21 protein-coding genes are annotated in these 22711 nt (G+C 68.6%); 9 read left to right on the forward strand and 12 right to left on the reverse strand.

All coding sequences use genetic code 11. From position 1 onward, the window contains the following. Positions 1 to 16: 16 nt before the first annotated feature. Both gyrA and gyrB read right to left on the reverse strand, forming a co-directional pair. Complete coding sequence (gene gyrA, locus G9C83_RS06470) at positions 17 to 2518, reverse strand: DNA gyrase subunit A (protein ID WP_167245278.1); 2502 nt, start codon at positions 2516 to 2518, stop codon at positions 17 to 19. Position 2519: 1 nt separating this feature from the next. Further along, positions 2520 to 4439, reverse strand: coding sequence for a DNA topoisomerase (ATP-hydrolyzing) subunit B (gyrB, locus tag G9C83_RS06475; RefSeq protein WP_167245279.1), 1920 nt, complete (start codon positions 4437 to 4439; stop codon positions 2520 to 2522). Between the two features lie 167 nt (positions 4440 to 4606). Here gyrB and G9C83_RS06480 point away from each other — a divergent pair, with 167 nt between their 5' ends. From G9C83_RS06480 to G9C83_RS06490, 3 genes are all read left to right on the forward strand, one after another. Beyond that, positions 4607 to 7009 carry a DNA topoisomerase VI subunit B gene (locus tag G9C83_RS06480; protein WP_167245280.1) on the forward strand — a complete coding sequence of 801 codons (2403 nt, stop codon included), beginning with the start codon at positions 4607 to 4609 and terminating at the stop codon, positions 7007 to 7009. Next, positions 7006 to 8115, forward strand: a complete 1110-nt coding sequence (locus G9C83_RS06485; RefSeq protein ID WP_167245281.1) for a DNA topoisomerase IV subunit A — start codon at positions 7006 to 7008, stop codon at positions 8113 to 8115. Before G9C83_RS06480 ends, G9C83_RS06485 begins: the two co-directional genes overlap by 4 nt. Before the next feature lie 73 nt (positions 8116 to 8188). Continuing rightward, entirely contained in the window at positions 8189 to 9373 is a 1185-nt protein-coding gene (locus G9C83_RS06490; RefSeq protein WP_167245282.1) for an MFS transporter, read from the forward strand. Here the strand turns inward: G9C83_RS06490 and G9C83_RS06495 are convergent. Then, complete coding sequence (locus G9C83_RS06495) at positions 9370 to 10149, reverse strand: HAD-IIA family hydrolase (RefSeq protein WP_167245283.1); 780 nt, start codon at positions 10147 to 10149, stop codon at positions 9370 to 9372. The genes G9C83_RS06490 and G9C83_RS06495 overlap by 4 nt on opposite strands. Positions 10150 to 10188: 39 nt before the next feature. Beyond that, positions 10189 to 11856: an ATP-dependent DNA ligase LigA gene (ligA, locus tag G9C83_RS06500; protein WP_167245284.1), complete on the reverse strand. Its 1668-nt coding sequence runs from the start codon at positions 11854 to 11856 to the stop codon at positions 10189 to 10191. Between the two features lie 94 nt (positions 11857 to 11950). On the opposite strand from ligA, the gene G9C83_RS06505 reads away from it, so the two are divergent. Next, a complete protein-coding gene (locus tag G9C83_RS06505) occupies positions 11951 to 13480 on the forward strand; it encodes a hypothetical protein (RefSeq protein ID WP_167245285.1) in 1530 nt (509 codons plus the stop codon). Positions 13481 to 13548: 68 nt separating this feature from the next. Here G9C83_RS06505 and psmB read toward each other — a convergent pair whose 3' ends face one another. Both psmB and G9C83_RS06515 read right to left on the reverse strand, forming a co-directional pair. Continuing rightward, the gene (psmB, locus tag G9C83_RS06510) at positions 13549 to 14280 is read right to left on the reverse strand and encodes an archaeal proteasome endopeptidase complex subunit beta (RefSeq protein ID WP_167245286.1); all 732 of its coding nucleotides are present in this window, start codon (positions 14278 to 14280) and stop codon (positions 13549 to 13551) included. Positions 14281 to 14376: 96 nt separating this feature from the next. Then, entirely contained in the window at positions 14377 to 14550 is a 174-nt protein-coding gene (locus G9C83_RS06515) for a hypothetical protein (RefSeq protein ID WP_167245287.1), read from the reverse strand. A 253-nt stretch (positions 14551 to 14803) separates the two neighbouring features. On the opposite strand from G9C83_RS06515, the gene G9C83_RS06520 reads away from it, so the two are divergent. Genes G9C83_RS06520 through G9C83_RS06535 form a run of 4 tightly spaced genes read left to right on the forward strand, consistent with a single transcriptional unit; the run spans position 14804 to position 17277 of the window. Continuing rightward, the gene (locus G9C83_RS06520; RefSeq protein WP_167245288.1) at positions 14804 to 15175 is read left to right on the forward strand and encodes a DUF555 domain-containing protein; all 372 of its coding nucleotides are present in this window, start codon (positions 14804 to 14806) and stop codon (positions 15173 to 15175) included. A gap of 41 nt (positions 15176 to 15216) precedes the next feature. Next, positions 15217 to 15756 carry a CBS domain-containing protein gene (locus G9C83_RS06525; protein ID WP_167245289.1) on the forward strand — a complete coding sequence of 180 codons (540 nt, stop codon included), beginning with the start codon at positions 15217 to 15219 and terminating at the stop codon, positions 15754 to 15756. Beyond that, on the forward strand, positions 15756 to 16469 hold the full coding sequence (locus G9C83_RS06530) for a hypothetical protein (protein ID WP_167245290.1): 714 nt from the start codon (positions 15756 to 15758) through the stop codon (positions 16467 to 16469). The genes G9C83_RS06525 and G9C83_RS06530 overlap by 1 nt, the downstream gene beginning before the upstream one ends. A gap of 28 nt (positions 16470 to 16497) precedes the next feature. Beyond that, on the forward strand, positions 16498 to 17277 hold the full coding sequence (locus tag G9C83_RS06535; protein WP_167245291.1) for an inositol monophosphatase family protein: 780 nt from the start codon (positions 16498 to 16500) through the stop codon (positions 17275 to 17277). On the opposite strand, the gene G9C83_RS16135 is transcribed toward G9C83_RS06535, so the two are convergent. The 4 genes from G9C83_RS16135 to G9C83_RS06555 form a co-directional block, all read right to left on the reverse strand. Next, positions 17274 to 18191 (reverse strand): NUDIX domain-containing protein, encoded by a 918-nt coding sequence (locus G9C83_RS16135; RefSeq protein WP_167245292.1) that lies wholly within the window; start codon positions 18189 to 18191, stop codon positions 17274 to 17276. The two genes, G9C83_RS06535 and G9C83_RS16135, sit on opposite strands and share 4 nt — an antisense overlap. A 99-nt stretch (positions 18192 to 18290) precedes the next feature. Continuing rightward, positions 18291 to 19271, reverse strand: coding sequence for a phosphoribosylformylglycinamidine cyclo-ligase (gene purM, locus G9C83_RS06545; RefSeq protein WP_167245293.1), 981 nt, complete (start codon positions 19269 to 19271; stop codon positions 18291 to 18293). A gap of 53 nt (positions 19272 to 19324) precedes the next feature. Beyond that, positions 19325 to 19915: a metalloprotease gene (locus G9C83_RS06550; protein WP_167245294.1), complete on the reverse strand. Its 591-nt coding sequence runs from the start codon at positions 19913 to 19915 to the stop codon at positions 19325 to 19327. Further along, the gene (locus G9C83_RS06555; protein WP_167245295.1) at positions 19912 to 21414 is read right to left on the reverse strand and encodes a TraB/GumN family protein; all 1503 of its coding nucleotides are present in this window, start codon (positions 21412 to 21414) and stop codon (positions 19912 to 19914) included. Before G9C83_RS06555 ends, G9C83_RS06550 begins: the two co-directional genes overlap by 4 nt. Before the next feature lie 108 nt (positions 21415 to 21522). Between G9C83_RS06555 and G9C83_RS06560 the strand changes: the two genes are divergently transcribed. Continuing rightward, positions 21523 to 21978 carry an acyl-CoA thioesterase gene (locus G9C83_RS06560; RefSeq protein ID WP_167245296.1) on the forward strand — a complete coding sequence of 152 codons (456 nt, stop codon included), beginning with the start codon at positions 21523 to 21525 and terminating at the stop codon, positions 21976 to 21978. A gap of 1 nt (position 21979) precedes the next feature. Here G9C83_RS06560 and G9C83_RS06565 read toward each other — a convergent pair whose 3' ends face one another. Then, positions 21980 to 22126, reverse strand: coding sequence for a hypothetical protein (locus G9C83_RS06565; protein WP_167245297.1), 147 nt, complete (start codon positions 22124 to 22126; stop codon positions 21980 to 21982). 21 nt (positions 22127 to 22147) lie between these two features. Next, the gene (locus G9C83_RS06570; protein ID WP_167245298.1) at positions 22148 to 22573 is read right to left on the reverse strand and encodes a hypothetical protein; all 426 of its coding nucleotides are present in this window, start codon (positions 22571 to 22573) and stop codon (positions 22148 to 22150) included. Positions 22574 to 22711 lie beyond the last annotated feature (138 nt).

Here is a 22711-nt window from a genome sequence, read left to right on the forward strand (position 1 = left end):
ATTTACCGGGGGAGCGCTACTCCGCGTCCTCGTCCGCGTCGCCTTCGTCGCTGTCCTCGCTCGGGCGGTAGACGGAGACGTCGGCGACCTCGTCGCCTTCCTCGACGTCCATCACCTTCACGCCCTTCGTGTTCCGGCCGACCGTCGAGATCTCGTCGACGGGGAGCCGGATGATCTGCCCGTCGGCGCTCATCGCGACGAGGTTGTCGTCGTCGCTGACCGTGTCAAGGGAGACGACGCTGCCGTTCCGGTCGCCGGTCTTGATGTCCACGAGCCCCTTCCCGTTCCGGGACTGCTTGCGGTACTCCGACAGGGGCGTGCGCTTCCCGTAGCCGAACTCGGTGACCGTCAGCAGGGTGCGCTCGTCGTCGGGTTCGACCTGCGCGAGGCCCGCGACCCGGTCGTCGCCCTCGAGGTCCATCCCGCGGACGCCGCGGGCGTTCCGGCCCATCGCGCGGACGTCCGTCTCGTCGAAGCGAATCGCCATCCCGTCCTCGCTGCCGAGCACGACGTCGTGGCTGCCGTCCGTGACCTCCACGTCCGCGAGCTCGTCGCCGTCCTCGAGGCTGATGGCGATGATGCCCGTCGAGCGGATGTTCTCGAACTCGCCGACAGTCGTGCGTTTGACGTAGCCGTGGCGGGTCGCCATCGTGAGGTACTCCTCGTCGGACTCGAAGTCGAGGTCGTCGTCCGTGACGACCGCCGAGATCTCCTCGCCGTCGTCGAGGTCGAGGATGTTCACGGCGGAGGTGCCCCGCGCCGTTCGGGACATCTCCGGCACCTGGTGGACCTTCAGGCGGTAGACCTGGCCCTGGTTCGTGAAGCAGAGCAGGTAGTCGTGCGTGCTCGCGGTGAACACCGCGGAGACGCGGTCCTCGTCCTTGAGGTCCGTGCCGATGATGCCCTTCCCGCCGCGGTGCTGGGCGTCGAACGTGTCGGCGGGCACGCGCTTGATGTAGTCGCTCTCCGTGAGCACCACGACGACGTCCTCCTCGGGGATGAGGTCCTCGTCGGTGACCGTGCCGGTGTCTTCGATGAACGACGTGCGGCGCTCGTCGGCGTACTCCTCCTTGATGTCCCGGAGCTCGTCCTTGATGACCGAGAGGAGCTCCTCCTCGCTGCCGAGAATCTCCTCTAAGCGCTCGATGCGGGCGGTGACCTCCTCGTACTCGGACTCGATTTCGGCGGCCTCCATCGACGTGAGGCTGCCGAGCTGCATCCGCACGATGTGGTCGGCCTGCGCCTGCGTGAACCCGAAACCGTCCTTGAGCGCCTCCTTGGCGTCGTCGCGGTCCTCGGCGTTCTGGATGGTCTCGACCACGTCGTCGGCCTGCTCTAAGGCCTTCAGGCGGCCTTCGAGGATGTGCGCGCGGTCCTCGGCCTCCGCGAGGTCGTGCTCGGAGCGCCGCCGCACCACTTCCTTGCGGTGGGCGACGTACTCCTCGAGCATCTCCTTGAGCGTGAGGACCTTCGGCTGGCCGTCCACGAGCGCGAGGTTGATGACGCCGAACGTCCGCTCGAGGTGGGACTCCAGGAGGTGGTTCTCGACGACGTCCGTGTTCGCGTTCCGCTTGAGTTCGACGACGATGCGGATGCCGTTCCGGTCGGACTCGTCGCGGAGGTCGCGCACGCCGTCGAGGTCGCCGTCGCGGACGTCGTCCGCGATGCGCTCGACGAGCTTCGACTTGTTCTGCTGGTAGGGCAGCTCCGTGATGACGATGCTGTCACTGGAGTCGCCCTCTTCGACGTGGTACTCGGCGCGCATCCGGACGCGGCCGCGGCCCGTCTGGTAGGCCTGCTTGACGTCCGAGCGCCCGACGATGTTCCCCGCGGTCGGGAAGTCCGGCCCCTTCACGTGGTCCATCAGGTCGACGACCGTGCAGTCGGGGTTGTCGATGAGGTGGACGGTGGCGTCGATGACCTCGCCGAGGTTGTGCGGCGGGACGTTCGTCGACATCCCGACCGCGATGCCCGACGAGCCGTTGACGAGCAGGTTCGGGAACGCCGACGGCAGCACGTCCGGCTCGGTCAGGCGGTCGTCGTAGTTCGGCTGGAAGTCGACGGTGTCCTTCTCGATGTCCGTCAGCAGCTCCTCCGCGATGGGCGCCATGCGGGCCTCCGTGTACCGCATGGCCGCCGCGGGGTCGCCGTCGACGCTGCCGAAGTTCCCCTGGCCGTCGACGAGCGGGTACCGCATCGAGAAGTCCTGGGCCATCCGCACGAGCGCGTCGTAGATAGCGGAGTCGCCGTGCGGGTGGTAGTCGCCCATCGTGTCCCCGACGATGTTCGAGGACTTCCGGTGGCTGGAGCCACTGGAGACGCCCGCCTCGTGCATCGCGTAGAGGATGCGTCGGTGGACGGGCTTGAGGCCGTCCCGGACGTCCGGGAGCGCCCGTCCCGCGATGACGCTCATCGCGTAGTCGATGTACGACTGCTCCATCTCCTCGTCCACGCGGACGTTCTTCACGCGGTCCGCGACCTCCTCGGGTGCGTCTGGGTCTGGTGCTTCCGAACTCATGTTAGATGTCCACCCACTCTGCGTCCGTGGCGTGGTCTTGGATGAATTTCTTGCGCGGCTCGACGGCGTCCCCCATCAGCACGGAGAACATCTTGTCGGCCGCCGCGGCGTCGTCGACGGTGATGCGTTTCAGGATACGGTTCTCGGGGTCCATCGTGGTGTCCCAGAGCTGCTGGGGGTTCATCTCCCCGAGACCCTTGAAGCGCTGGACCTGCGTCGGGTTGCCGTTGCACTTCTCCTCGATAATCCGTTCGCGTTCCTCCTCGGTCATCGCGTCGTACGTCTCCCCGCGGTACCGGATGCGGTACAGCGGCGGCTGGGCGGCGTACACGTAGCCGGCCTCCAGCAGCGGCTTCATGTGCCGGTAGAAGAACGTCAGCAGGAGCGTGCGGATGTGCGCGCCGTCGACGTCGGCGTCGGTCATCATCACGATGTTCTTGTACCGGATATCGTCGATGTCGAACTCGTCGCCGATGCCGGTGCCCAGCGCCGTGATGATGTGTCGAATCTCGTCGTGTTCGAGAATCCGGTCGAGGCGGTGTTTCTCGACGTTCAGAATCTTCCCGCCGAGCGGGAGAATCGCCTGGAACTCCGGATTGCGGCCCTGCTTGGCGGAGCCGCCCGCGGAGTCGCCCTCCACGATGAACAGCTCCGCGTCGTCGGGGTCTTTCGTCTGGCAGTCCGCGAGCTTCCCCGGCAGGCTCGTCGAGGACAGCGCGCTCTTGCGGCGCGTGAGCTCCTCGGCCTTCTTCGCGGCCTTCCGGGCCTTCGCGGCCTCGACGGCCTTCTGGACGACGGCTTCCGCGGTGTCCGGGTGCTCCTCGAAGTACGTGCCCAGTCCCTCGTGGACCGTCCCCTCGACGATGCCCCGCACCTCGCTGTTGCCGAGTTTCGTCTTCGTCTGGCCCTCGAACTGCGGGTCGGGGTGCTTCACGGAGATGACCGCGGTGAGGCCCTCGCGGATGTCCTCGCCCGTGAGGTTCTCGCCGTCGAGCTCGCCGAGCAGGTCGTTCTCGTTGGCGTAGTCGTTGACGGTGCGGGTGAGCGCCGTCTTGAACCCCGTGAGGTGGGTGCCGCCCTCGCGGGTGTTGATGTTGTTCGCGAAGGCGTGCGTCGAGGACTGGAGGTCGTCGGTCGCCTGCATCGCGATTTCGACCTGGATGCCGTCCTCGGCGCTCTCGAAGTAAATGACGTCCTCGTGGAGTGCCTGGCGGCTCTCGTTGAGGTATTTGACGAACTCCCGGATGCCGCCCTCGTACTCGAACGTCGAGGACTGCGACTCGTCGCCGCGCTCGTCGGTGAGCGTGATCTCGACGCCGGAGTTCAGGAACGCGAGCTCCCGGAGCCGGGATTCGAGCGTGGAGTAGTCGAACTCCGTCGTCTCGAAGATCTCGGTGTCCGGCCGGAACCGGATCAGCGTCCCGGTCTCGTCGTCGCCGACGTCGTCGATGCGTTCGAGGTCGGTGACGGGCTCGCCGCGCTCGAACTTCTCGCGGTACTTCCCGCCGTCGCGGGAGACCTCGACCGCGAGGCGTTCGGAGAGCGCGTTCACGACGGAGACGCCGACGCCGTGGAGGCCGCCGGAGACCTGGTAGGACTTCCCGTCGAACTTCCCGCCGGCGTGCAGGACGGTGAGGATGACCTCGACCGCCGGCCGGTCGTACTCCTCGTGGGTGTCTATCGGGATGCCGCGACCGTCGTCGGACACGCTGACGGAGCCGTCGTCGTGGAGCGTGACCTCGATTTTGTCGCAGTGTCCCGCGAGCGCTTCGTCGATGGAGTTGTCCACGACCTCGTAGACGAGATGGTGGAGACCGCGGGCGTCAGTGGAACCGATGTACATCGCCGGCCGCTTCTGGACGGCTTCGAGGCCCTCCAGAACCTGGATTTGGCCAGCGCTGTACTCGCTTTGGTCAGACATGAACGTTAGCACCCTCTAATCCCCCCGGCGGTAAAAAAGACTCGCACGCGTGCGCGCGAAGCCCGCCCGGCTCGTCTCCGGCGCGTCCGCCGTCGACGCGTCCAGTTTCACTTTCACCACGCACACCGCTGGGGTTTTACCCTCCTGGCGGGAAGTAACGCCACCGAATGACGTCCTTCCAGTCGACACTCGGCGAGGAGGAAGGCATCGCGGAGGAGCTCGCCGCGAGCCAGCGGGAGATCTCCATCGCCGAGTTCTTCGAGAAGAACAAGCACATGCTCGGCTTCGACTCCGGGGCCCGAGGGCTGGTGACGGCCGTCAAGGAGGCCGTCGACAACGCCCTCGACGCCACCGAGGAGGCCGGCATCCTCCCCGACATCTACGTCGAAATCGAGGAGGGCCGGGACTACTACACCCTCGTCGTCGAGGACAACGGGCCGGGCATCACGAAAGAACAGATCCCGAAGATCTTCGGGAAACTGCTGTACGGGTCACGCTTCCACGCCCGCGAGCAGTCCCGCGGCCAGCAGGGCATCGGCATCTCCGCGGCCGTCCTCTACAGCCAGCTCACCTCCGGGAAGCCGGTGCGCATCGAGAGCCGCACGCAGGATTCGGGCGTGTCGAACTACTACGAGCTCATCATCGACACGGACACCAACGAGCCCGAAATCAGCGTGGAGGAGGAGCTCTCCGCGGGCGAGAGCGACCTCCGAGGGACGCACGGCACGCGCATCGAGATGGACATGGAGGCGAACATGCGCGCCCGCGGCCAGCTCCACGACTACGTCAAGCACACCGCGGTCGTCAACCCCCACGCGCGCATCGAGCTCCAGGAGCCGAAGGGCGAGATCAAGGCCGAGCGCGCCGAGGGCGCCGGCCTCCCCGAGGAGACCGAGGAGATCCGCCCCCACCCGCACGGCGTCGAGCTCGGGACGCTCATCAAGATGCTCGGCGAGACCGACTCCCACTCGATTTCGGGATTCCTCCAGTCGGAGTTCACTCGCGTCGGGAAGAAGACCGCCGACGGCATCGTGGACGCGTTCCGCGACCGCCACTACGGCCGCGAGGTGCGCTGGCGGCCGCCCGGAATCGACTCGGAGACGGACCTCGAGGCCGCCGTCGTCGACGCCGTCTCGAACAAGGGCGCCGACGACACCGCGGCGTTCGCCGAGCGCGTCGCCGACGCCGTCGAGGACGCCGAGTGGGTCGCCTACTCCGAGCTCGAAGACCTGGTCGCCGACGCCGCCGCCGAAGCAGAGGAAGCCTCCGGCAAGACGTTCGGCGACACCGTCCGGGGGCACGTCGTCGACGCGGTGTGGGACGCGCTCACCGAGGACCGCGCGGCCGACGTCTTCCTCGCCGTGGACGAAGCGACGACCACGCAGAAGGACGACGCGACCGTCCGCGGGCTCGCCGAGCGCATCGCCGACAAGTTCGGCGCGGACACGCCCCGAGACCGCGTCACGCGCGACCGGCTCGGCGAGTTCGTCTACCGCGCCGCGGAGATGACCGAGGAAGTCCAGGACGCGACCGTCGGCGAGACCGCCCGCGAGAACGTCGTCGAGGCGCTCTGGACCGACATGGCGACGGTGCCCGACGACCCGCCGAAGACGAAGGACGTGGCGGGCGACCGCGACACCGCCAGCGAGCTGCTGGACGCGATGGCGAGCGTCGACGTGATGGCGCCACCGACGTCCTGTCTCTCGCCCATCCAGGCCGACCTCGTGGAGGCCGGCCTCCGCAAGGAGTTCGACGCGGAGTTCTACTCGGCGGCCACCCGCGACGCCGAAGTCCACGGCGGCGACCCGTTCATCGTCGAGGCCGGCATCGCGTACGGCGGCGAGCTCGAAGACCAGGGCGGCGTCGACCTGCTGCGGTTCGCGAACCGCGTGCCGCTGGTCTACCAGCGCGGGGCCTGTGCGACGACGAACGTCGTCAAGGACATCGGCTGGCGGAACTACAACCTCGACCAGCCCGGCGGCAGCGGCCTCCCGCAGGGCCCCGCGGTCATCATGGTCCACGTCGCCTCGACGAACGTGCCGTTCACCAGCGAGTCCAAGGACGCCGTCGCGTCCGTCGAGGAGATCGAGGACGAGATCGAGCTCGCGGTCCGCGAGGCAGCCCGCGACCTCAAGTCCTTCCTCAACAAGCGCCAGTCGATGCGGAAACGCCAGCAGAAGCAGAGCGTCATCATGGACATCCTCCCGACGATGGCGGAGAAGGTCTCGGACATGACGGGTAACGACGACCTCGCCGTCGACGACTCGCTGGCGCGCATCATGAACAACGTCCTCGTCGAGCGCGAAATCGAGGACGGCGAGGTGACGCTGCGCGTCGAGAACCACGGCAGCACGTCCGCGGACGTCGACGTCACCGACATCGTCACCGCCGAGCCCGCCGACGCCTCCGACGGCAACGTCGTGGAGATGGACGGCGAGTGGTTCGTGAAGTGGTCGCCGTCGGTCGCCGGCGACGAGACCGCCGAGCTGACGTACAGCGTGGACGACGACGCGGAGTTCGACCTCTCCGTGCAGGGCGTCGAGGACGCCCGCCTGACTGTCAACCAATGAGCGACGCAAACACCCCAGACACGCCGAAAGGCGACGACGCCCGCGACCAGCTCGTCGAGCTGGCCGAACAGTTCTACGACCAGTTCGAGCGCGGCGACATCCCGCGGATGACGCTGCCGACGCGCTCGAAGTCGAACATCGAGTACGACGAAGACTCGGACGTGTGGGTGTACGGCGACCGCACGAGCACCCGCTCCGCGAACTCCGTGCGGGGCGCCCGGAAGCTCCTGAAGTCCGTCTACACCATCGACTTCCTCGCCCAGCAGCTCGACGAGAACCGGTCGTCGACGCTGCGTGAACTGTACTACCTCTCGGAGTCCTGGGACGAGGAGGAGGCGCAGTTCAACGACCAGAGCGAGTCCGACAAGCTCGTCGAGGACCTCGAGATCGTCTCCGGTGTCAAGCGCGAGGACTTCCACATGCGCCCCGAGGAGTCCGGCGCGAAGGTGATGGGGCCGCTGCTGCTGCGCGAGCAGACCAACCGCGGCGACCGCGAGATCCACTGCCAGGACGACGTCGGGCAGGGCGGCTACCAGATTCCGAACAACCCCGACACCATCGAGTTCCTGGAGTGCGACGCCGACTTCGTCATGTGCGTGGAGACCGGCGGCATGCGCGACCGCCTCGTGGAGAACGGCTTCGACGACGAGTACGACTGCCTCGTCGTCCACCTCGGCGGCCAGCCCGCGCGGGCGACCCGCCGGCTCACCAAGCGCCTCCACGACGAACTCGACCTGCCGATCACCGTGTTCACTGACGGCGACCCGTGGTCGTACCGCATCTTCGGCTCCGTCTCGTACGGCTCCATCAAGTCCGCGCACCTCTCGGAGTACCTCGCCACGCCGCAGGCCCAGTTCGTCGGCATCCGCCCGCAGGACATCGTCGACTACGACCTGCCGACGGACCCGCTGTCGGACTCCGACGTGAACGCCCTCGAGTCCGAGCTGGAGGACCCGCGCTTCCAGAGCGACTTCTGGACCGAACAGATCGAGCTCCAGCTCGACATCGACAAGAAGGCCGAACAGCAGGCGCTGGCCTCCCGCGGCCTCGACTTCGTGACGGACACCTACCTGCCCGAGCGCCTCACCGAGATGGGCGTCATCTAGTCGGGCGGTCTCAGTTCTGCGGCGGATTGCCGCGTGGGATAGAGGCAAGGGAGTGCAGTAGCACGTCCGTCTCATGGACTCCCGCCCGGCGCTCTCCGAGCACCCGCTCGTGGTCGCCTGCGTCCTCGGGACCGCGGTCGCCTCGGGCGCCTACGAGATCGTCCCCGCGAGCACCACGCCCGTGCTCGTCGACCAGCTCGGCGCGAGCGCCGCGGAAGTGAACTGGCTCGTGAGCGTGATGCTCGGCGTCGCCGTCGTCGCGAGCGTCCCCGCGGGCGCAGTCGTCGACCGCTTCGGCGCGCCGCGGAGCTTCGCGTTCGCGACCGGCGTCTTCCTCGTCGGCGGCGTCGCGAGCTGGCAGTTCGCCCGGCGGGGCGCCTACTGGCCGGTGCTGTGGGCGCGCGTCGTCGCCGGCCTCGGGTTCGTGCTCGTCTGGAACACCGGCCTCACGGTGTTCGGGCAGTTCCGGAACGCCGCGACCGCGACGGGGCTGTTCACCGCCAGCGGCCCCGTCGGGTTCGCGGTCGGCCACCTCACCGGTCCGACGCTCGCCGCCGAGTTCGGCGCGCCCGCCGTCTTCCTCGTCTACCCGGCGTTCTTCGTGCCCGCGCTCGCCGGCATCCTCGTCTTCTGGCCGTCGGAGCTCTCCGGCGGCGGCACGGGCGAACTCCCCTCCCTGTCGAGCGTGCTCGGCGTCGCGCGCGACCGCGGCGTCCTGCTGGTCTGCGCGCTCGGGTTCGTCTCGTACTCGCTGTACCTCTTCGTGAACTCCTGGGTGCCGACGTACCTCACCGCGGAGCTGTCGCTGTCGCTCGCGCAGAGCGGCGCGCTCACCGCGACGTTCCCGCTCATCGGCGCCGCAGCCCGCGCGAGCGGTGGCGTCGTCACCGACCGGCTGTTCGGCGGGCGCGCCCGCCCCGTCGTGCTCGCGTCGCTGGTCGTCTCCGGCGTCGCGCTCGCCGGCATCGCGCTCTCGTCGACGTACCTCGTGGTCGCGGCGTTCCTGCTGGTCGGCGGCTACTTCGTCCAGCTGAGCCTCGGGCTGTTCTACGGCGTCGTCCCCGGCATCGTCGACGACGCCGACGTCACCACCGCGGTCGCGCTGCTCACGAGCCTCGGCCTGTTCGGCGCGTTCAGCGCGCCCCTCATCGCCGGCGAACTCATCCAGGCGACCGGCGCGTACGCCGCCGCGTTCGGCTACGCGCTCGCGCTCACTGTCGCCGGGCTCGTGTTCGCGGTGGCGTACTTCCACGACTAGCCGAACAGCGCGGGGACGTCCGCCAGCGAGTCGCAGACGTGGTCGGGCTGGACGTCGCTGTCAGCGAGGTCGTCGTCGCCGCTGACGCCCGTGCGCACCAGGACCGTGGTCATGCCCGTGCGCTCGCCCATCGCGACGTCCGTGTCGAGGCGGTCGCCGACGAGCACGCACTCGTCGCTCGACACGCCGATGCGGTCGGCCGCGAGTCGCGCGGTCGTCGCCGACGGCTTCCCCAGCACGGCGTCCGGCTCTCGGCCGGTGACGCCCGCGACCGCGCGGATGATGGCCCCCGAGCCGGGCGAAGGGCCGCGCTCGGTGGGAATCGTGCGGTCGCGGTCGGTGCCGACGAACGCCGTCTCGTCGTCGAGCGCGTCGAGGGCGGCCTGCAGGTCGCGGTAGTGGAAGTCGCGGTGGTAGCCCGCGACGACCACGTCTGCGGCCCCGGGTTCCTCGGCCAGCGCGAGGTCGGCGTCCCGGAGCTGGTCGACGATGGACGCCTCCGCGATGGGGAAGACGGCTTCGTCGGCGTGGTTCTCGCGGAGGTACGCGACCGTCGCGTCCGTCGACGTGAGCACGTCCCCGACGGTGGCGTCGATGCCGAGGTCCCGCAGCCGCGCGGCGTACTCGCGGGGCGGAACCGTGGGGTTGTTCGTCAGGAAGAGCACGCGGTCGACGCGCTCCCGGAGCGCCGCGATTGCGTCTCGGGCGCCGGGAATCAGCGTCTCGCCGCGAACGACGGTGCCGTCGAGGTCCACGACGGCGCCACGAGCGTCCATGCCGGCGGTTGGGCGGCGGGGCTGTTCAAGCCACCGCAGTCAGCCCTGCTGCTCGGCGAGGCGCTCGACGCGCTCGATGGTGTCCGCGGTCTCCGGGGTCTTGTCCTCGCGGACGGTGACGAACCGCGGGAACCGGAGCGCGTACCCCGAGTCGTACGTCGGCGACGTCTGAATCTCCTCGTAGCCCACCTCGAAGACGACCGCCGGTTCGAGGTCGACTTCCTGGCCGTCCTCCGCGCGGATGTAGGGTTCCAGCAGCTCGGTGAGGTCCGCGAGCTCCTCGTCCGTGATGCCGGTCGCGACCTTCCCGATGGTCGCGAACTCCCCGGTCTCCTCGTCGCGGGCGGACAGCAGAAAGGTTCCGAGGAACGACGCGCGCCGCCCCTCGCCCCACTCCGCGCCCGTCACGACCAAATCGAGGGTCTCCACGTCGGGCTTTCGCTTCAGCCAGTGTTTCCCGCGGTCCCCGGGCGTGTACGCCGCGTCCGGGTCCTTCAGCATGATACCCTCGTGGCCGTCCTCCAGGGCGTCCTCCTCGAAGTCGGCGATTTCGTCGGCGTCGCCCGTGACGAGCAGCTCCGAGACCGCGGACTCGTCGCCGACGACGGCCCGCAGGCGCTCGTGGCGCTCCCGGAACGGCGCCTCCAAGAGGTCCTCCCCTCCCGCGTGCAGGCAGTCGAACGCGTTCAGTTCGACGCGGATCTCGTCGCGCATCTCCGCGACGTCGTGCTTCCGGCGGAAGCGCTTCAGAATCTCCTGGAACGGCAGCGGGCTGCCGTCGTCGTCGACCGCGACCGCCTCGCCGTCCAGAATCGCGGGCGCCGCGACGTGCTCCTCGACGAACTCGACGAGTTCGGGGAGCGCGTCCGTCACCGACTCCATGTTCCGCGAGTACAGCGACACCTCGTCGCCGTCCCAGTGGACCTGGACGCGCGCGCCGTCGAACTTCGTCTCGACGGCCGCCTCCTCCCATTCGTCGAGGGCGTCCGTGACGGTGCCCGCCTGCGCGAGCATCGCCTGCACGGGTCGCCCGACCTCCAGGTGCATCGCGTCGAGGCCGTCCACGCCCTCGTCGCGGGCGGTCTCTGCCACGAGTCCGTAGTCGTTCGACACCTGGAGCGCGCGCTCCGTCGCCTCTACGGGTACGTCGAACGCCGCCGCGACGGCGTCCCGGACCGCGCCCTCGCCGACGCCGATGCGCATCTCCCCGAGCACGAGCCGCGCGAGGTACCGCGCCTCCTCGCCCGAACAGTCGTTGAACAGCCCGAACAGCAGCGTGACCTTCTCGTCCTGGCTGCCGTCGCCAGCCGCGTCCGCGAGCGCGGTCAGGTCCTCGTACACCGCGGCGACCGTCAGGCCGTCGTCGGCGTCCCCGCCCGCGAACGCGCCCAGCCCGGCCTGCCCGCCGAGGTCGAGGTCCGCCGCCACCTCGCCGATGTCGCCCGTCTCCGCGAGGCGCTCTTCGACGTCCTCGACGCCGACGTTCGTCGACGCCGCGCGGGCGAGCGCCTCGTAGCAGAGCCGCGGCCCGACGGCGAGTTTCGTCTCCGAGTGCGCCGGGAACACCCGCCCCTGCACGAACCGCGCGACGACGTCGAGGTCGTCGCCCGCCTCGCCGAACAGGTCCGCGACCTTCGCGACGACGTCGAGGTCCGCGTCCGTCGCCTCCACGTCGGCGGCGTGCGCGGCGAACGAGCCGAACTCCATCACCGTCCGGTAGCCGGCTCCCCCAGTTAAAACGCGCGAAGCGCGGCGGCCCACCCACCGCGCTTATTAGTCGCCCGGCGACAAACCCCACGACATGCCAGGCCCGGACCTCGTGGATCGAGTGGGTGACGTCCTCGACGTGGACGCCGAGGAGTTCCAGCGGCACGTCCGCGAGGACGCCGAGGTCGTCAAACAGGAGATCGCCGCAGGCACCTTCGACAACCCCCAGGCCATCGTCGGCCTGGAGTACGAGTTCTACGCGGTCAACGACGAGGGGTCGCTCGCGCGCGTCCCCCGCCGCGTCCTGGAATTCGTCGGCTTCGAGAAGGAGCTCGGCCTCCACAACGCCGAGATGACGACGAGCCCGCAGCCGCTGAACGAGCACGGCCTCCGCGCCCAGGAGATGGAGGTCCGCGCGAACCTCGACGCCGCCGAGGAGCCGATGGCCGCGGAGGGGCTGCACCTCGTCAGCGACGGCATGTGGACGATTCCGCCGGAGGGCGAGACGGCCCGGGGGTACCTCACGGACAGCGTGGAGCGCGACGGCGCCGAGATCGCGACCAACATGTCGGCGTCTGCGCGCTACCACGCGATGGCGAACACCGACCAGCCCGCCGGAATGGGACTCGACGCGCCCCACGTCTCCCTGGAGGCGGACACGGTGATGCCGGAGGCGCTCATCACGTCCATCCAGCCGCACTACCAGGTCCCGCAGGCCGTCGACCTGCCGACGTACTTCCGGTACGCGGTCCGGTTCGCCGGGCCGCTGCTCGCGCTCTGTGTGAACTCGCCGGTGTTCCCGCCGGACCTCTACGACGAGGACGCCGAACCCGAGGAGATTCTCGTCGACGGCTGGCAGGAGTCCCGAATCGACGTCTTCGAGACGGTGCTGAACGTCCCCGGCGAGTCCGAGAAGGTGCGCTTCCCCGAGGACTTCTCGAGCGCCGCGGACGCCGTCGATCAGGTCGCGACCGACAACACCATCGTCCCGATGCCGGTCTCGAAGGGCGGCCGCTTCGACGACGAGTTCGCGCACTGGCGGCGCAAGCACGGCACGTTCTGGCGGTGGGTGCGGCCGGTGTTCGGCGGGTCCTCGAAGGAGGACGCCAACGCCCGCATCGAGTTCCGTCCCATCGCGGGCCAGCCGACGGTCCGGGACACCATCGCGGTGCAGGCGGCGTTCGCGGGACTGCTGGAGAACCTCCCGCGGACCGAACACCCGCTCTACGACCTCGACTGGGAGGACGCCCGGGAGAGCTTCTACGAGGCCGCGCGGAACGGCCTCGACGGCGACCTCGCGTGGATCACCGCGGACGGCGACCGCGTCGACGACACCGAGGAGATCTACGTCGACCTCTTCGAGCAAGCGGAGGCCGGACTGCGCCGTCGCGGGCTCTCCGAGGAGGAAGCGGCGAAGTACCTGTGGCCGCTCCGCCAGCGCGCCCGCCACGAGACCACGCCCGCGTCCTGGAAGCGCGACCGGATCCGGAGCGCGCTCTACGACGGCAACACCTTCGAGAACGCCGTCTACGCGATGCAGTGCGAGTACTTCGAGAACCAGCGCGAGACGCTGCTCTCGGGGAGCTTCGCGGACTGGCTCGGACGCGGCGACGGTCTCGACTGAGCGGCCGGCCGGCTACACAGCGTCGAGAGAACCGGAGAACGGGAGAGAATCGCAGCCGGCCGAGCCGATTACAGGACGTCTTCGACGTCCTTGTGGCCGATGATCTCGACGTCGTTCCGCGTGATCTTCGTGACGTGGATGCCGTTGCCGGACGCGGTGTCGCGCTCGCTCGCGGAGTCGATGGCGCGCGCGGCGACCTCGACGGCCTCGTCGAAGGAGATGTCCTCGTGGTAGTCCTGTTCGAGCACGCCGAGCGCGTACGGCATGCCGGAGCCCTGCGCGGTGTACTTGTCCGAGAGGGAGCTACCGGACGGGTCGAGGCTGTAGACGTGGCCGCCCTCGTCGTCGACGCCGCCGAGGATCGGGACGACGCGGAAGAACGGGCCGCCGCGGAGGAGGTTCGACGCCATCGTCGCGAGCGCGTTGATGTTCATGTACTCGCCGCGGCGGGCCTCGTAGAGGTTCGCCTCGGCGCGCAGCGAGCGGATGAAGCTCTGGGCGCCGCCGACGGAGCCGGACATCGAGAGCGCGGCGTTGGGCTGGATCTCCTCGACCTTCTGGACGTCCTTGTTGGAGACGACGCGGCCGCCGAGGCTCGCGCGCATGTCGGAGGCCATCACGACGCCGTCGTCGGTGGTGAGCCCGACGATGGTGGTGCCGGTCTTGTTCACGTACTCGTCGTCGGCCTGCGAGCGGTCGTTGTCGGGGAGGGAGCCGACTTCCGGCTCGTAGGGGTTCTGGGTGCCGCCGAACCGCGCCTGGTTCCGGGCGAACTCCGAGCCGTCGTTGCTGTTGAACATTACCAGACGTTACCAGTCGGGCACGGATAAAACCATCTTTTCCGGGGATTCGGACCACGGGATAATCGCACGGTAGCGGTCGTCTGCGCCGCGTCTTCAGTTCGCGGCGTGGGCCTCGTAGGCCTGTTCGGTGCGCTCGACGACGCGGTGGACGGGCAGCGTGACGCCGGCCTGCCGGACGAGGACTGCGACGGGCAGCAGCGCGATGCCCAGCGCGAGGGCGGACTGGTACAGCGTGAACAGCGCGAGTCGGGTGGTGCGGTCGAGCATCGGGATGGTCTGCCTCAGGACACACCCATATAAATGTCTTCCGACGGGTCGGATGGGCCGAACCCGGCGCAGTCGTGCGGTTTCTCGGTTCGGCGACTTCCGGCGCCCGCAGACCCCCGAACCCCGTAGCGAGGCGTAGCGGTTCCGTCGCTGTCCGGACACCACTCCGTAAGTTATGGCGACGTTTCCAGTCACGTCCGGCCCACAGGGTCGAAACCGCAAAGCACGACATTCCGCGCCTCGATGAACGAGTATGAGCAACTACGTCGTTGCGATGGAAGCCGCGTGGCTGGTGCGTGACGTCGAGAACTCCGACGACGCCATCGGCGTCGCCGTGAGCGAAGCCGGCAAACGACTGAACGACAAGGACCTCGACTACGTGGAGGTCGAGGCCGGGGTCACGACGTGTCCCGCGTGCGCGGAGCCCCTGGACGCCGCGTTCCTCGCGGCGAACACCGCGCTCGTCGGGCTCGTCCTCGAGCTCACGGTGTTCAACGCGGACAGCGTCGAGCACGCCGAGCGCATCGCGAAGAGCGAGGTCGGCGGCGCGCTCCGCGACGTCCCCCTCGAAGTCATCGAGGTCGTCGAGGAGGACGGCGAGGAGGCCGAGACCGAGGACGCGTGACCTCCCGAAACTTTATTAATAACTCCTGGTAATTGCGGCGTATGCGTCTCCCGACGCCGAAGGACCTCCGCGAGCGCCGCACCTCGCTGGAACTCACGCAGAGCGAGCTCGCCGAGCGAGCGGGCGTCTCACAGCCGCTCATCGCCCGCATCGAGGGCGGTGACGTCGACCCGCGACTGTCGACGCTGCGCCGCATCGTCGAAGCGCTCGACGAAGCCGAGGGTGACGTCGTCCGCGCGAAGACCCTGATGCACGAGGACGTCATCAGCGTCGCGCCCGACGACGCCGTCAGCGACGCCGTCGAGAAGATGCAGAACGCCGGCTACTCCCAGCTCCCGGTCATCACGAACGGCGTCCCCGTCGGCTCCATCAGCGACAGCGACGTCGTCCACGCCGGCGAGGACGTCGGCGACCACCCCGTCCGGGACGTGATGAGCGAGAGCTTCCCGACCGTCTCCGAGGACGCCACGCTCGACGAGATTTCGAGCCTGCTGGACCACTACAAGGCCGTGATGGTCACCCACGACGGCGAGACGGTCGGCATCATCACGCAGGCCGACGTCGCCGCCCGCATCAGCTGATGCCCGACGAGTCGACGGACGAGACATCGAGTGACGAGACACCTCCAGACAACCGAGGGGACGAGGACGACGAGCGCATCGACGAGCGCGTCGTCGTCGTAGGTTCCGTTGCACTCTTCGCGGTGCCGGCGGCGATGGCCGCCCTTCTCCCGTACATCGACTTCCCCGCGTGGGCGTTGCGTAGCTCCCCAGCGCTCGCTCCCGCTGCCATCACCCTGTACTGGTTTCTCACGAGGCCCGAAGACGACGAACGGACCGACGGAACGGGGTCCAGCGAAGAGGGAACCGACCCGGAGCTGGAGCTCGTGAGCGCGAATTACAAGATGTTCAGCAAGCAGGCGATGTACCGCGACCGTCTGCTGATGCGTGCGAACTACTTCTCCGTCGCGGTCGTCGGCGTGCTGGTCAACATCTTCCTCCGGACCGGCCCCCAGTTCCGGCCCGCAGTTGCCATGATCGGTGCGACGAGCGCGTACGCCTTCTGGCTGGCTACCGAGTCCTACAAGGGGGCACGGGACGAGCTGAACGAGGAGATCAGGACCTTCGAGGATACTTGGCAGGAGTTGTCTGTCGTCGAGACGTACGACACGCGCGAGCGATCGCCCGTCGGGAAGCGGAGCCTCTCGTCGTACTTCGTCGGGCTCCAGATTGCGACGACGGCGCTGTGGGTGGTCGTCTACGTCGGGTACACGAGCTACCTCGCGTACTTATAACCGCGCTCGCCCAACGACTATTCGACAGATGATAGACCTCCACGAAGCGCTGGAGACCGCCGCCGAAGCCGCTCGTCTGGCCGGTGACTTCCAGCGCTCCGCCTTCACCGAAGACCACGACACCGATTACAAGGGTCCCGGCGACCCTGTTTCTGAAGTCGACCTCGAATCGGAACGTCGTATTCTCAAACACCTCACGGACGCGTACCCTTCGCACGGGATTCTCTCCGAGGAGGACGGCGGGGTCGGCAACCAAGACGTCCGCTGGGTCGTCGACCCGCTGGACGGCACGTCGAACTATCTCCGCGGGCTCCCGGACTTCTGCGTGTCCATCGCACTCGAAGTCGAGGGGACCCTGCGGGCGGGCGTCGTCTACCGTCCGATGAGTGACGACATGTACGCCGCCACGCTCTCGGGAGACTCCACTACCGCGAGCGTCGCGCTCGAACCCGCCGAGACGACCGACCCGGAGAGCGCGCTCGTTTCCCTCCCGTACTCCTCGTCGCGGGCCGGCCGCGACGACGTCTGGGCGGTCCACCGGGCGTTCGGTTCGACGGTCGAAGGCATCCGCTCGACTGGCTCCGGAGCGCTCGACCTCGCGCACGTCGCCGCCGGGCACACCGATGCCGCCTGCGGGTTCAACCAGAGCCTCTGGGACCGAGCGGCGGGAGAAGTTCTGGTCGAGGCCGCGGGGGGAACGTTGACCGATCACACCGGCGGCGAGAATCACGACGGTGACTTCCTAGCGTCTAACGGCCACCTCCACGGAACGCTCGTCGACTGCATTCCGGACCGAAGCGTGGACTAAGCGGGTTCGAGGACTATCTCGGAGTACTCGGAAAGTGTGCGGTCGAACCACTCCTCGCCGACCTCACGCCGACCGAGCAGCAACACCATCAGCAGCGACTTGTGCGACATCCCGTCGAAGCGTTCGGTGGGGACTCTCTCGGGCGCCGCGGTCGCGGTTCCGTCGACGGCGAGTTCGACTAGCCCGTCGAGCGCTGCTTCGGTGAGCGGCACGAACACGAACTCGGTGAACTCGTCTGCGTCCGGTGCTCGTCGCGCCGTCCGCAGGACCGACGAAGCGCTCTCGTCGACGTAGACCACGGAGAACAGCGCCGGGTTCAGGTGCGATTCGGGGGACGTATCCTCGAAAACGCCGAGACAACGGACTCGATTGCCGTCGGCCATCACGCCGAGTTCCTCCTGTAGCTCGCGACCCACGATTGCACGAGTCGGTTCAGCGTCGCCGTCTCGGAAGTCGTGGTTCCTGTCTAGGTAGCCGCTACCCGGGAAGGAGAGAAACGGGCCGCGGTCCGCCTGGGGTGGCTTGACTCCGAGGAGCACCTGTCCGTCGGCGACGACAGCCACGAACGACGAGAGCAGGTGGACCGACTCGGTCAACTGCCGCCGTCCATCGTCCGTGAGTTGGTCGGCATCGAACCGGGGGCTCTCGGCGACAGTGAGGCGGCGCAGATAGTGGTCCCTGAATCGAGTAGGTCCGACGTGGATTCGAGTGTCGTCGACGCCCCGAAGATTGAGACTGGGGCCGTCGTGGAGGTTATCGTCGCCGTGGACGAGCGACGCCCACGCCTCCTCGACGACGGCGGCGTCTCCGTCGGGAATCGAGTACGTCGCGTCCGGGTCGAAGGACCACTCAACGGTATCGGGCGGAACGCCCGCCACACCGAAGTCGCCCCAGCGGTGAAACGAGAAGCTCACACGGGGCTGTGGTCTGTCAGACCCTATAGAGATGTGGGTCGCTCTTCCACCCCGGTGTGCGCCGTGGACCGGTTCCGAACGTGGCGTTATCAGTTCGGGTCAGAGTTCGAGGCCGCGGACTGCCACGTGGGAACCAGCTTCGACACGCCCGATCCGCTCGCCGTCAGTCGCGGCCACGAGCGCGTCGGCGTCCGCGGGGTCGACGGCGGCGACGAACCCGGTGCCCATGTTGAACGTGCGGTGCATCTCCTCGTCGCTGACGTTGCCCGCGTCCTGCACGAAGTCGAAGACGTCCTGCGCCGGGAACGGGTCCGTGACCTCGTAGCGGAACGCGCCCATGCGTTCGAGGTTCGTCCAGCCGCCCCCGGTGACGTGGGCCGCCGCGTGCACGTCGTATTCGTGCAGCGCATCGAGCAGGTACGTGTAGATGCGGGTCGGCTCCAGCAGCGCCTCCCCAACTGTCTCGTAGCCGTCGCCGGGGAACGGCTCGTCGAAGCCGCCGGCGCGGTCGGCTGCCTCCCGCGCGAGCGTGAGGCCGTTCGAGTGGATGCCCGACGACGGGAAGCCGACGAGCACGTCGCCCGCCTCGGCTTCTCCCGGGAGCAGGTCGTCGTCGGTCGCGACGCCCGCGACCGTGCCCGCGAGGTCGAAGTCGTTCACGACTTCCGGCATGACGGCTGTCTCGCCGCCGACGAGCGCCACGCCCGCTTCCTCCGCGCCGGCAGCCAAGCCCTCGCCCAGTTCGGCGGCGCGGTCCTCGTCGGGCACGTCGACCGCGAGGTAGTCCACGAACGCCGCGGGCTCGACGCCCGCCGCCACGAGGTCGTTGACGTTCATCGCGATGCAGTCGATGCCCACCGTCGAGTAGTCGTCGAGGGCGACCGCCACGAGCAGTTTCGTGCCGACGCCGTCGGTCGCGAGCGCGAGGTACTGGTCGCCGAGGTCCACCAATCCGGCGTACTCGGTGGTGTCCCCGACCTCGGAGACCGCGGAGACGAGCGCCGCGGTCGCCGCCTCGCTGTCCTCGATGTCCACGCCCGCCTCGGAGTACGTGAGTTCGTCGTCGCTCCCGTCGCTCATACACGAGCGTGCGCATCTCGGGGCGAAAAGCGTGCCGGTCTATGCGCGGACGACTATATCCCGAAGAAGAACAAAAGCGCCGGCCCGATGGTGACGACCGCGGCGGCCGCGTACACCGTCTTGTTCCACTGCAGGACCGTCGCGCCGTCCAGCGGCCCGAACGGGATCATGTTGAACCCGGCGAGCAGCACGTTGATGAACAGGCCCCGCCAGCCGATGTCGGGCGCGACGACGAACACGCCCAGCGAGACGACTGCGAGCGCGACGTTCGTCAGCGGGCCGGCGAGCGCGATGAGGCCGTGCTCGCGGGGCGTGATGCGGCCGCGGTGGTGGACCGCGCCCGGCGCCGCGAACAGGAACCCCGCGAAGCCGCCCGCCACCGCGAGCGCGAGCATCCCGAAGTCCGCGCGGAACTCCGCGTGCTGGCCGAAGTGCACCGCGACCACCTTGTGCGCGAGCTCGTGCAGGAGGAACGCCACGCCGACCGTCGCGAGACTCAGCGCGAACTCCTCGGCGAACAGCCGGCTCGCCAGCACGTCCATCACGTTCGTCGCCGAAATCGGGACGTACAGCAGGCTGAACGCCAGCCCGAGCGCCAGCCACGCGACGAGGAGGTCCCGGAGCTCCCGGCTGCTGAAGTTCACCGTACCAGCCCCCAGATCGCGTCGGCGCTGTTCTGCGCGCCGCGGACCATCGCGTCGCTGACCGCGCCGACGCTGTCGAAGGGCCCACCGATGAGCGGCAGCACGACGAACGGGAACAGGACGCTCGCGACGATGCTGCCGACGTTCGTCATCGCGACCACCGCGATGAGCCGGAACAGCGGCACTTCCACCATCTGCCCGAGCAGGTCCCGGATCGGCGTCTCCTGGTCGTCCAGTAGCTCGTTCAGCGTGCCGATGTCGGCGACGCGCACGGAGAGGTAACGCAGCTCCACGTAGCCCGCGAACCACCCGGGCGCGAGCAGCGGGTTGATGCTGGTCAGCCACGCCACCGCGCCGCCGACGCCCGCGCTCGTCCAGTGCGCGCCCGCGAGCTTCGCCGCGCCCATCGAGATTATCCCGTTGAACAGAAACCACGCGCCGAACACCTGCAGGAGGACGGTGTTGTCGACGCCCGCCATCACGAGCAGCACGAAGAACGCGAGGAAGCCGACCGTGATCAGCAGGCCGAAGAGCTTGGCCGCCGAGAAGCGCTTCTTCCGCGTGCCCGTCAGGGACTCCATCGGCGGGAGCTCCTCGGGGTGGTCGAGGTAGCGCTCGACGCCCTCGCGGTGGCCGGCGCCCAGCACCGCGACGACGTGCTTGCCCTGCGCGCGGAGCGCGACGAGGTTGTGCGCGATGAACGCGTCGCGCTCGTCGATGAGCGCTTCTGCGCCCGCGGGGCTGAAGCGCCGGAACTCCTCCATCATCGCGGAGACCACGTCCGCGTCCGTCAGGTCGTCCATCGAGAACTCTTCGACGTCCTCCTCGGGCGCCGAACGCGCGAACAGCACTGCGAACACGGCGCCGAGCACGAGCGCGCCCGCGACCGCGAACAGCACGGCTTCCGCGAGCCCCGCCAGCAACACCAGCACCGTCCCCGCGACGCCGGCCGCGGGCGGCGGCGGAATCAGGAACGGTCCGGCGACGAACTCCGCGGCGACGCCGACGACGAACCCGAAGAACGCGCCGACGCCCAGTCCGAGCGTCCGGCTGTCGGTCACGCCGAGCGCGAGCTCGCCGACCAGCCGGAGCTTCTCGACGGCGGTCATGCGCGCCCAGAAGCGCTGAATCGTCACCTGGATGTCGCGGTCGACGAGCGCGACGTCCGCGCCGGTGCGCTCGGCGGCGTCGATGCCCGCCTTCATGTCCGCGCCCGGCTCGATGCCGAACTGCTCGCCGAGGCGCTTCTGGACGTACGACAAAAGCCAGTACGCCAGAAACTGGAACGCCATGCTCCCCTTCAGGAGGTCGCTGGCCTCCAGGTCCTCGGGCGTCCCGCCCTGCATCTGGCGGTACCGGCCCTCGTCGAGTTCGACCGCGACAGTGTCGGGATTCTCTTCCTCGACGACGCGCTCGACCTCCTCGACGCTGTCCGCGGAGACGTGGGCGGTCCCGACGACGCGCACGGACCCCTCGCTCGCCGCGGATTCCTCGCTCATTGACTCGACGTTAGTCGTGGCGGCCTTACGCTTGTCGAAAGCCCGACGAGCGACGGCGCGTCGTCGCCACTCGGAAGGATTGAAGCCCCGGCCCGTAGAACCACGAGTATGCCCGAATCGTCGCGCCTGATGGACTCGTACACGGAGATGACCGAGCTGCTGTTGCCCAACGACACGAACAACCTGGGGCGCGCGCTCGGGGGCGCGGTCCTCCACTGGATGGACATCTGTGCGGCCATCGCGTCGATGCGGTTCTCCGGCCGGCAGTGTGTCACCGCGTCGATGGACCACGTCGACTTCATCGCGCCCATCGAGATGGGCGAGGTCGCGGTCGTGGAGGCGTTCGTCTTCGACGTCGGGAAGTCCAGCATCGAGGTGAAAGTCGAAGTCCGCGCGGAGGACCCCGTGGAGGGAACCGAGCGCAAGACCACGACCTCGTTTTTCACGTTCGTCGCGCTCGACGACGACGGCAACCCCACGGAAGTGCCGCGACTGGACTGCGAGACGGAGGCCGAGGAGGCGCTCCGGCAGGAGGCCCTCGAGGCGCACGCCGAACAGCAGTAGCCTAGTCGAGGCGCGGCACGTCGACGGTGACGACGGCGCCGGTCGGCTCGTTGTCCGCGAACGCCAGCGGCAGGAAGGTCGGGGACACCGCCCACGCGAGCGCGACGACGGCGGTGTTGACGACGAGGACGTCCTTGAGACGGTGCATCTGGTCGCCGGGCTGGGGGAGCTAGTCGGTCGCGTACAGCACCCAGAAGCCGCCCGGCAACAGCGCGAGCGGCCCGCCGAGCATCGAGACCGCGAGCGCCGTGCCGTACGCCGCCGCGGCCGCGACGTACAGCGCGTCGCGGTGCCGTCGCACGAACGCGGCCTGCGCGAGCTTGTCGACGGCGTCGTCGTCCACGTCGGCGATGCGGTCGTTCGCGTAGACGGCGAACGTGACGAGGCCGACGACGAGCGGTGCCGGGCTCAACGGCAGCGACAGCACCGCCATCGCGATGCCGACCTCGACCACGGTGATTACGGAGAGGTACGCAGAGCTGTACACCAGCGTGTTCCAGAGCCGTTTCGCGCCCGCGAGAACGCGGGCGAGCTGTGCGAGCAACCACGTCGGTCCGCCGGGGAGGGTCCGCCGGCGATTTCGTTCCTGTGACATCGTTGGGTTGTCGCCCGGCGACGCCGCCGGGCTGACGCGGGATGCCACGCCCGAAACCGCCTTATTATTATACCCGTTTCATAACTTATAAAACTAGAAAATAATCGGTCCGGGCCCGTACGCGACGACGCGGGCCGT

Origin of the sequence: Halobacterium sp. R2-5, from assembly GCF_011734195.1 — an archaeon.
GTDB lineage: Archaea > Halobacteriota > Halobacteria > Halobacteriales > Halobacteriaceae > Halobacterium.

Excerpts from the sequence above, each read along its gene's own strand:
- gyrA (WP_167245278.1), bottom strand. The coding sequence starts at position 2,518 with ATGAGTTCGGAAGCACCAGACCCAGACGCACCCGAGGAGGTCGCGGAC.
- gyrB (WP_167245279.1), bottom strand. The coding sequence starts at position 4,439 with ATGTCTGACCAAAGCGAGTACAGCGCTGGCCAAATCCAGGTTCTGGAG.
- G9C83_RS06480 (WP_167245280.1), top strand. The coding sequence starts at position 4,607 with ATGACGTCCTTCCAGTCGACACTCGGCGAGGAGGAAGGCATCGCGGAG.
- G9C83_RS06485 (WP_167245281.1), top strand. The coding sequence starts at position 7,006 with ATGAGCGACGCAAACACCCCAGACACGCCGAAAGGCGACGACGCCCGC.
- G9C83_RS06490 (WP_167245282.1), top strand. The coding sequence starts at position 8,189 with ATGGACTCCCGCCCGGCGCTCTCCGAGCACCCGCTCGTGGTCGCCTGC.
- G9C83_RS06495 (WP_167245283.1), bottom strand. The coding sequence starts at position 10,149 with ATGGACGCTCGTGGCGCCGTCGTGGACCTCGACGGCACCGTCGTTCGC.
- ligA (WP_167245284.1), bottom strand. The coding sequence starts at position 11,856 with ATGGAGTTCGGCTCGTTCGCCGCGCACGCCGCCGACGTGGAGGCGACG.
- G9C83_RS06505 (WP_167245285.1), top strand. The coding sequence starts at position 11,951 with ATGCCAGGCCCGGACCTCGTGGATCGAGTGGGTGACGTCCTCGACGTG.
- psmB (WP_167245286.1), bottom strand. The coding sequence starts at position 14,280 with ATGTTCAACAGCAACGACGGCTCGGAGTTCGCCCGGAACCAGGCGCGG.
- G9C83_RS06515 (WP_167245287.1), bottom strand. The coding sequence starts at position 14,550 with ATGCTCGACCGCACCACCCGACTCGCGCTGTTCACGCTGTACCAGTCC.
- G9C83_RS06520 (WP_167245288.1), top strand. The coding sequence starts at position 14,804 with ATGAGCAACTACGTCGTTGCGATGGAAGCCGCGTGGCTGGTGCGTGAC.
- G9C83_RS06525 (WP_167245289.1), top strand. The coding sequence starts at position 15,217 with ATGCGTCTCCCGACGCCGAAGGACCTCCGCGAGCGCCGCACCTCGCTG.
- G9C83_RS06530 (WP_167245290.1), top strand. The coding sequence starts at position 15,756 with ATGCCCGACGAGTCGACGGACGAGACATCGAGTGACGAGACACCTCCA.
- G9C83_RS06535 (WP_167245291.1), top strand. The coding sequence starts at position 16,498 with ATGATAGACCTCCACGAAGCGCTGGAGACCGCCGCCGAAGCCGCTCGT.
- purM (WP_167245293.1), bottom strand. The coding sequence starts at position 19,271 with ATGAGCGACGGGAGCGACGACGAACTCACGTACTCCGAGGCGGGCGTG.
- G9C83_RS06555 (WP_167245295.1), bottom strand. The coding sequence starts at position 21,414 with ATGAGCGAGGAATCCGCGGCGAGCGAGGGGTCCGTGCGCGTCGTCGGG.
- G9C83_RS06560 (WP_167245296.1), top strand. The coding sequence starts at position 21,523 with ATGCCCGAATCGTCGCGCCTGATGGACTCGTACACGGAGATGACCGAG.
- G9C83_RS06565 (WP_167245297.1), bottom strand. The coding sequence starts at position 22,126 with ATGCACCGTCTCAAGGACGTCCTCGTCGTCAACACCGCCGTCGTCGCG.
- G9C83_RS06570 (WP_167245298.1), bottom strand. The coding sequence starts at position 22,573 with ATGTCACAGGAACGAAATCGCCGGCGGACCCTCCCCGGCGGACCGACG.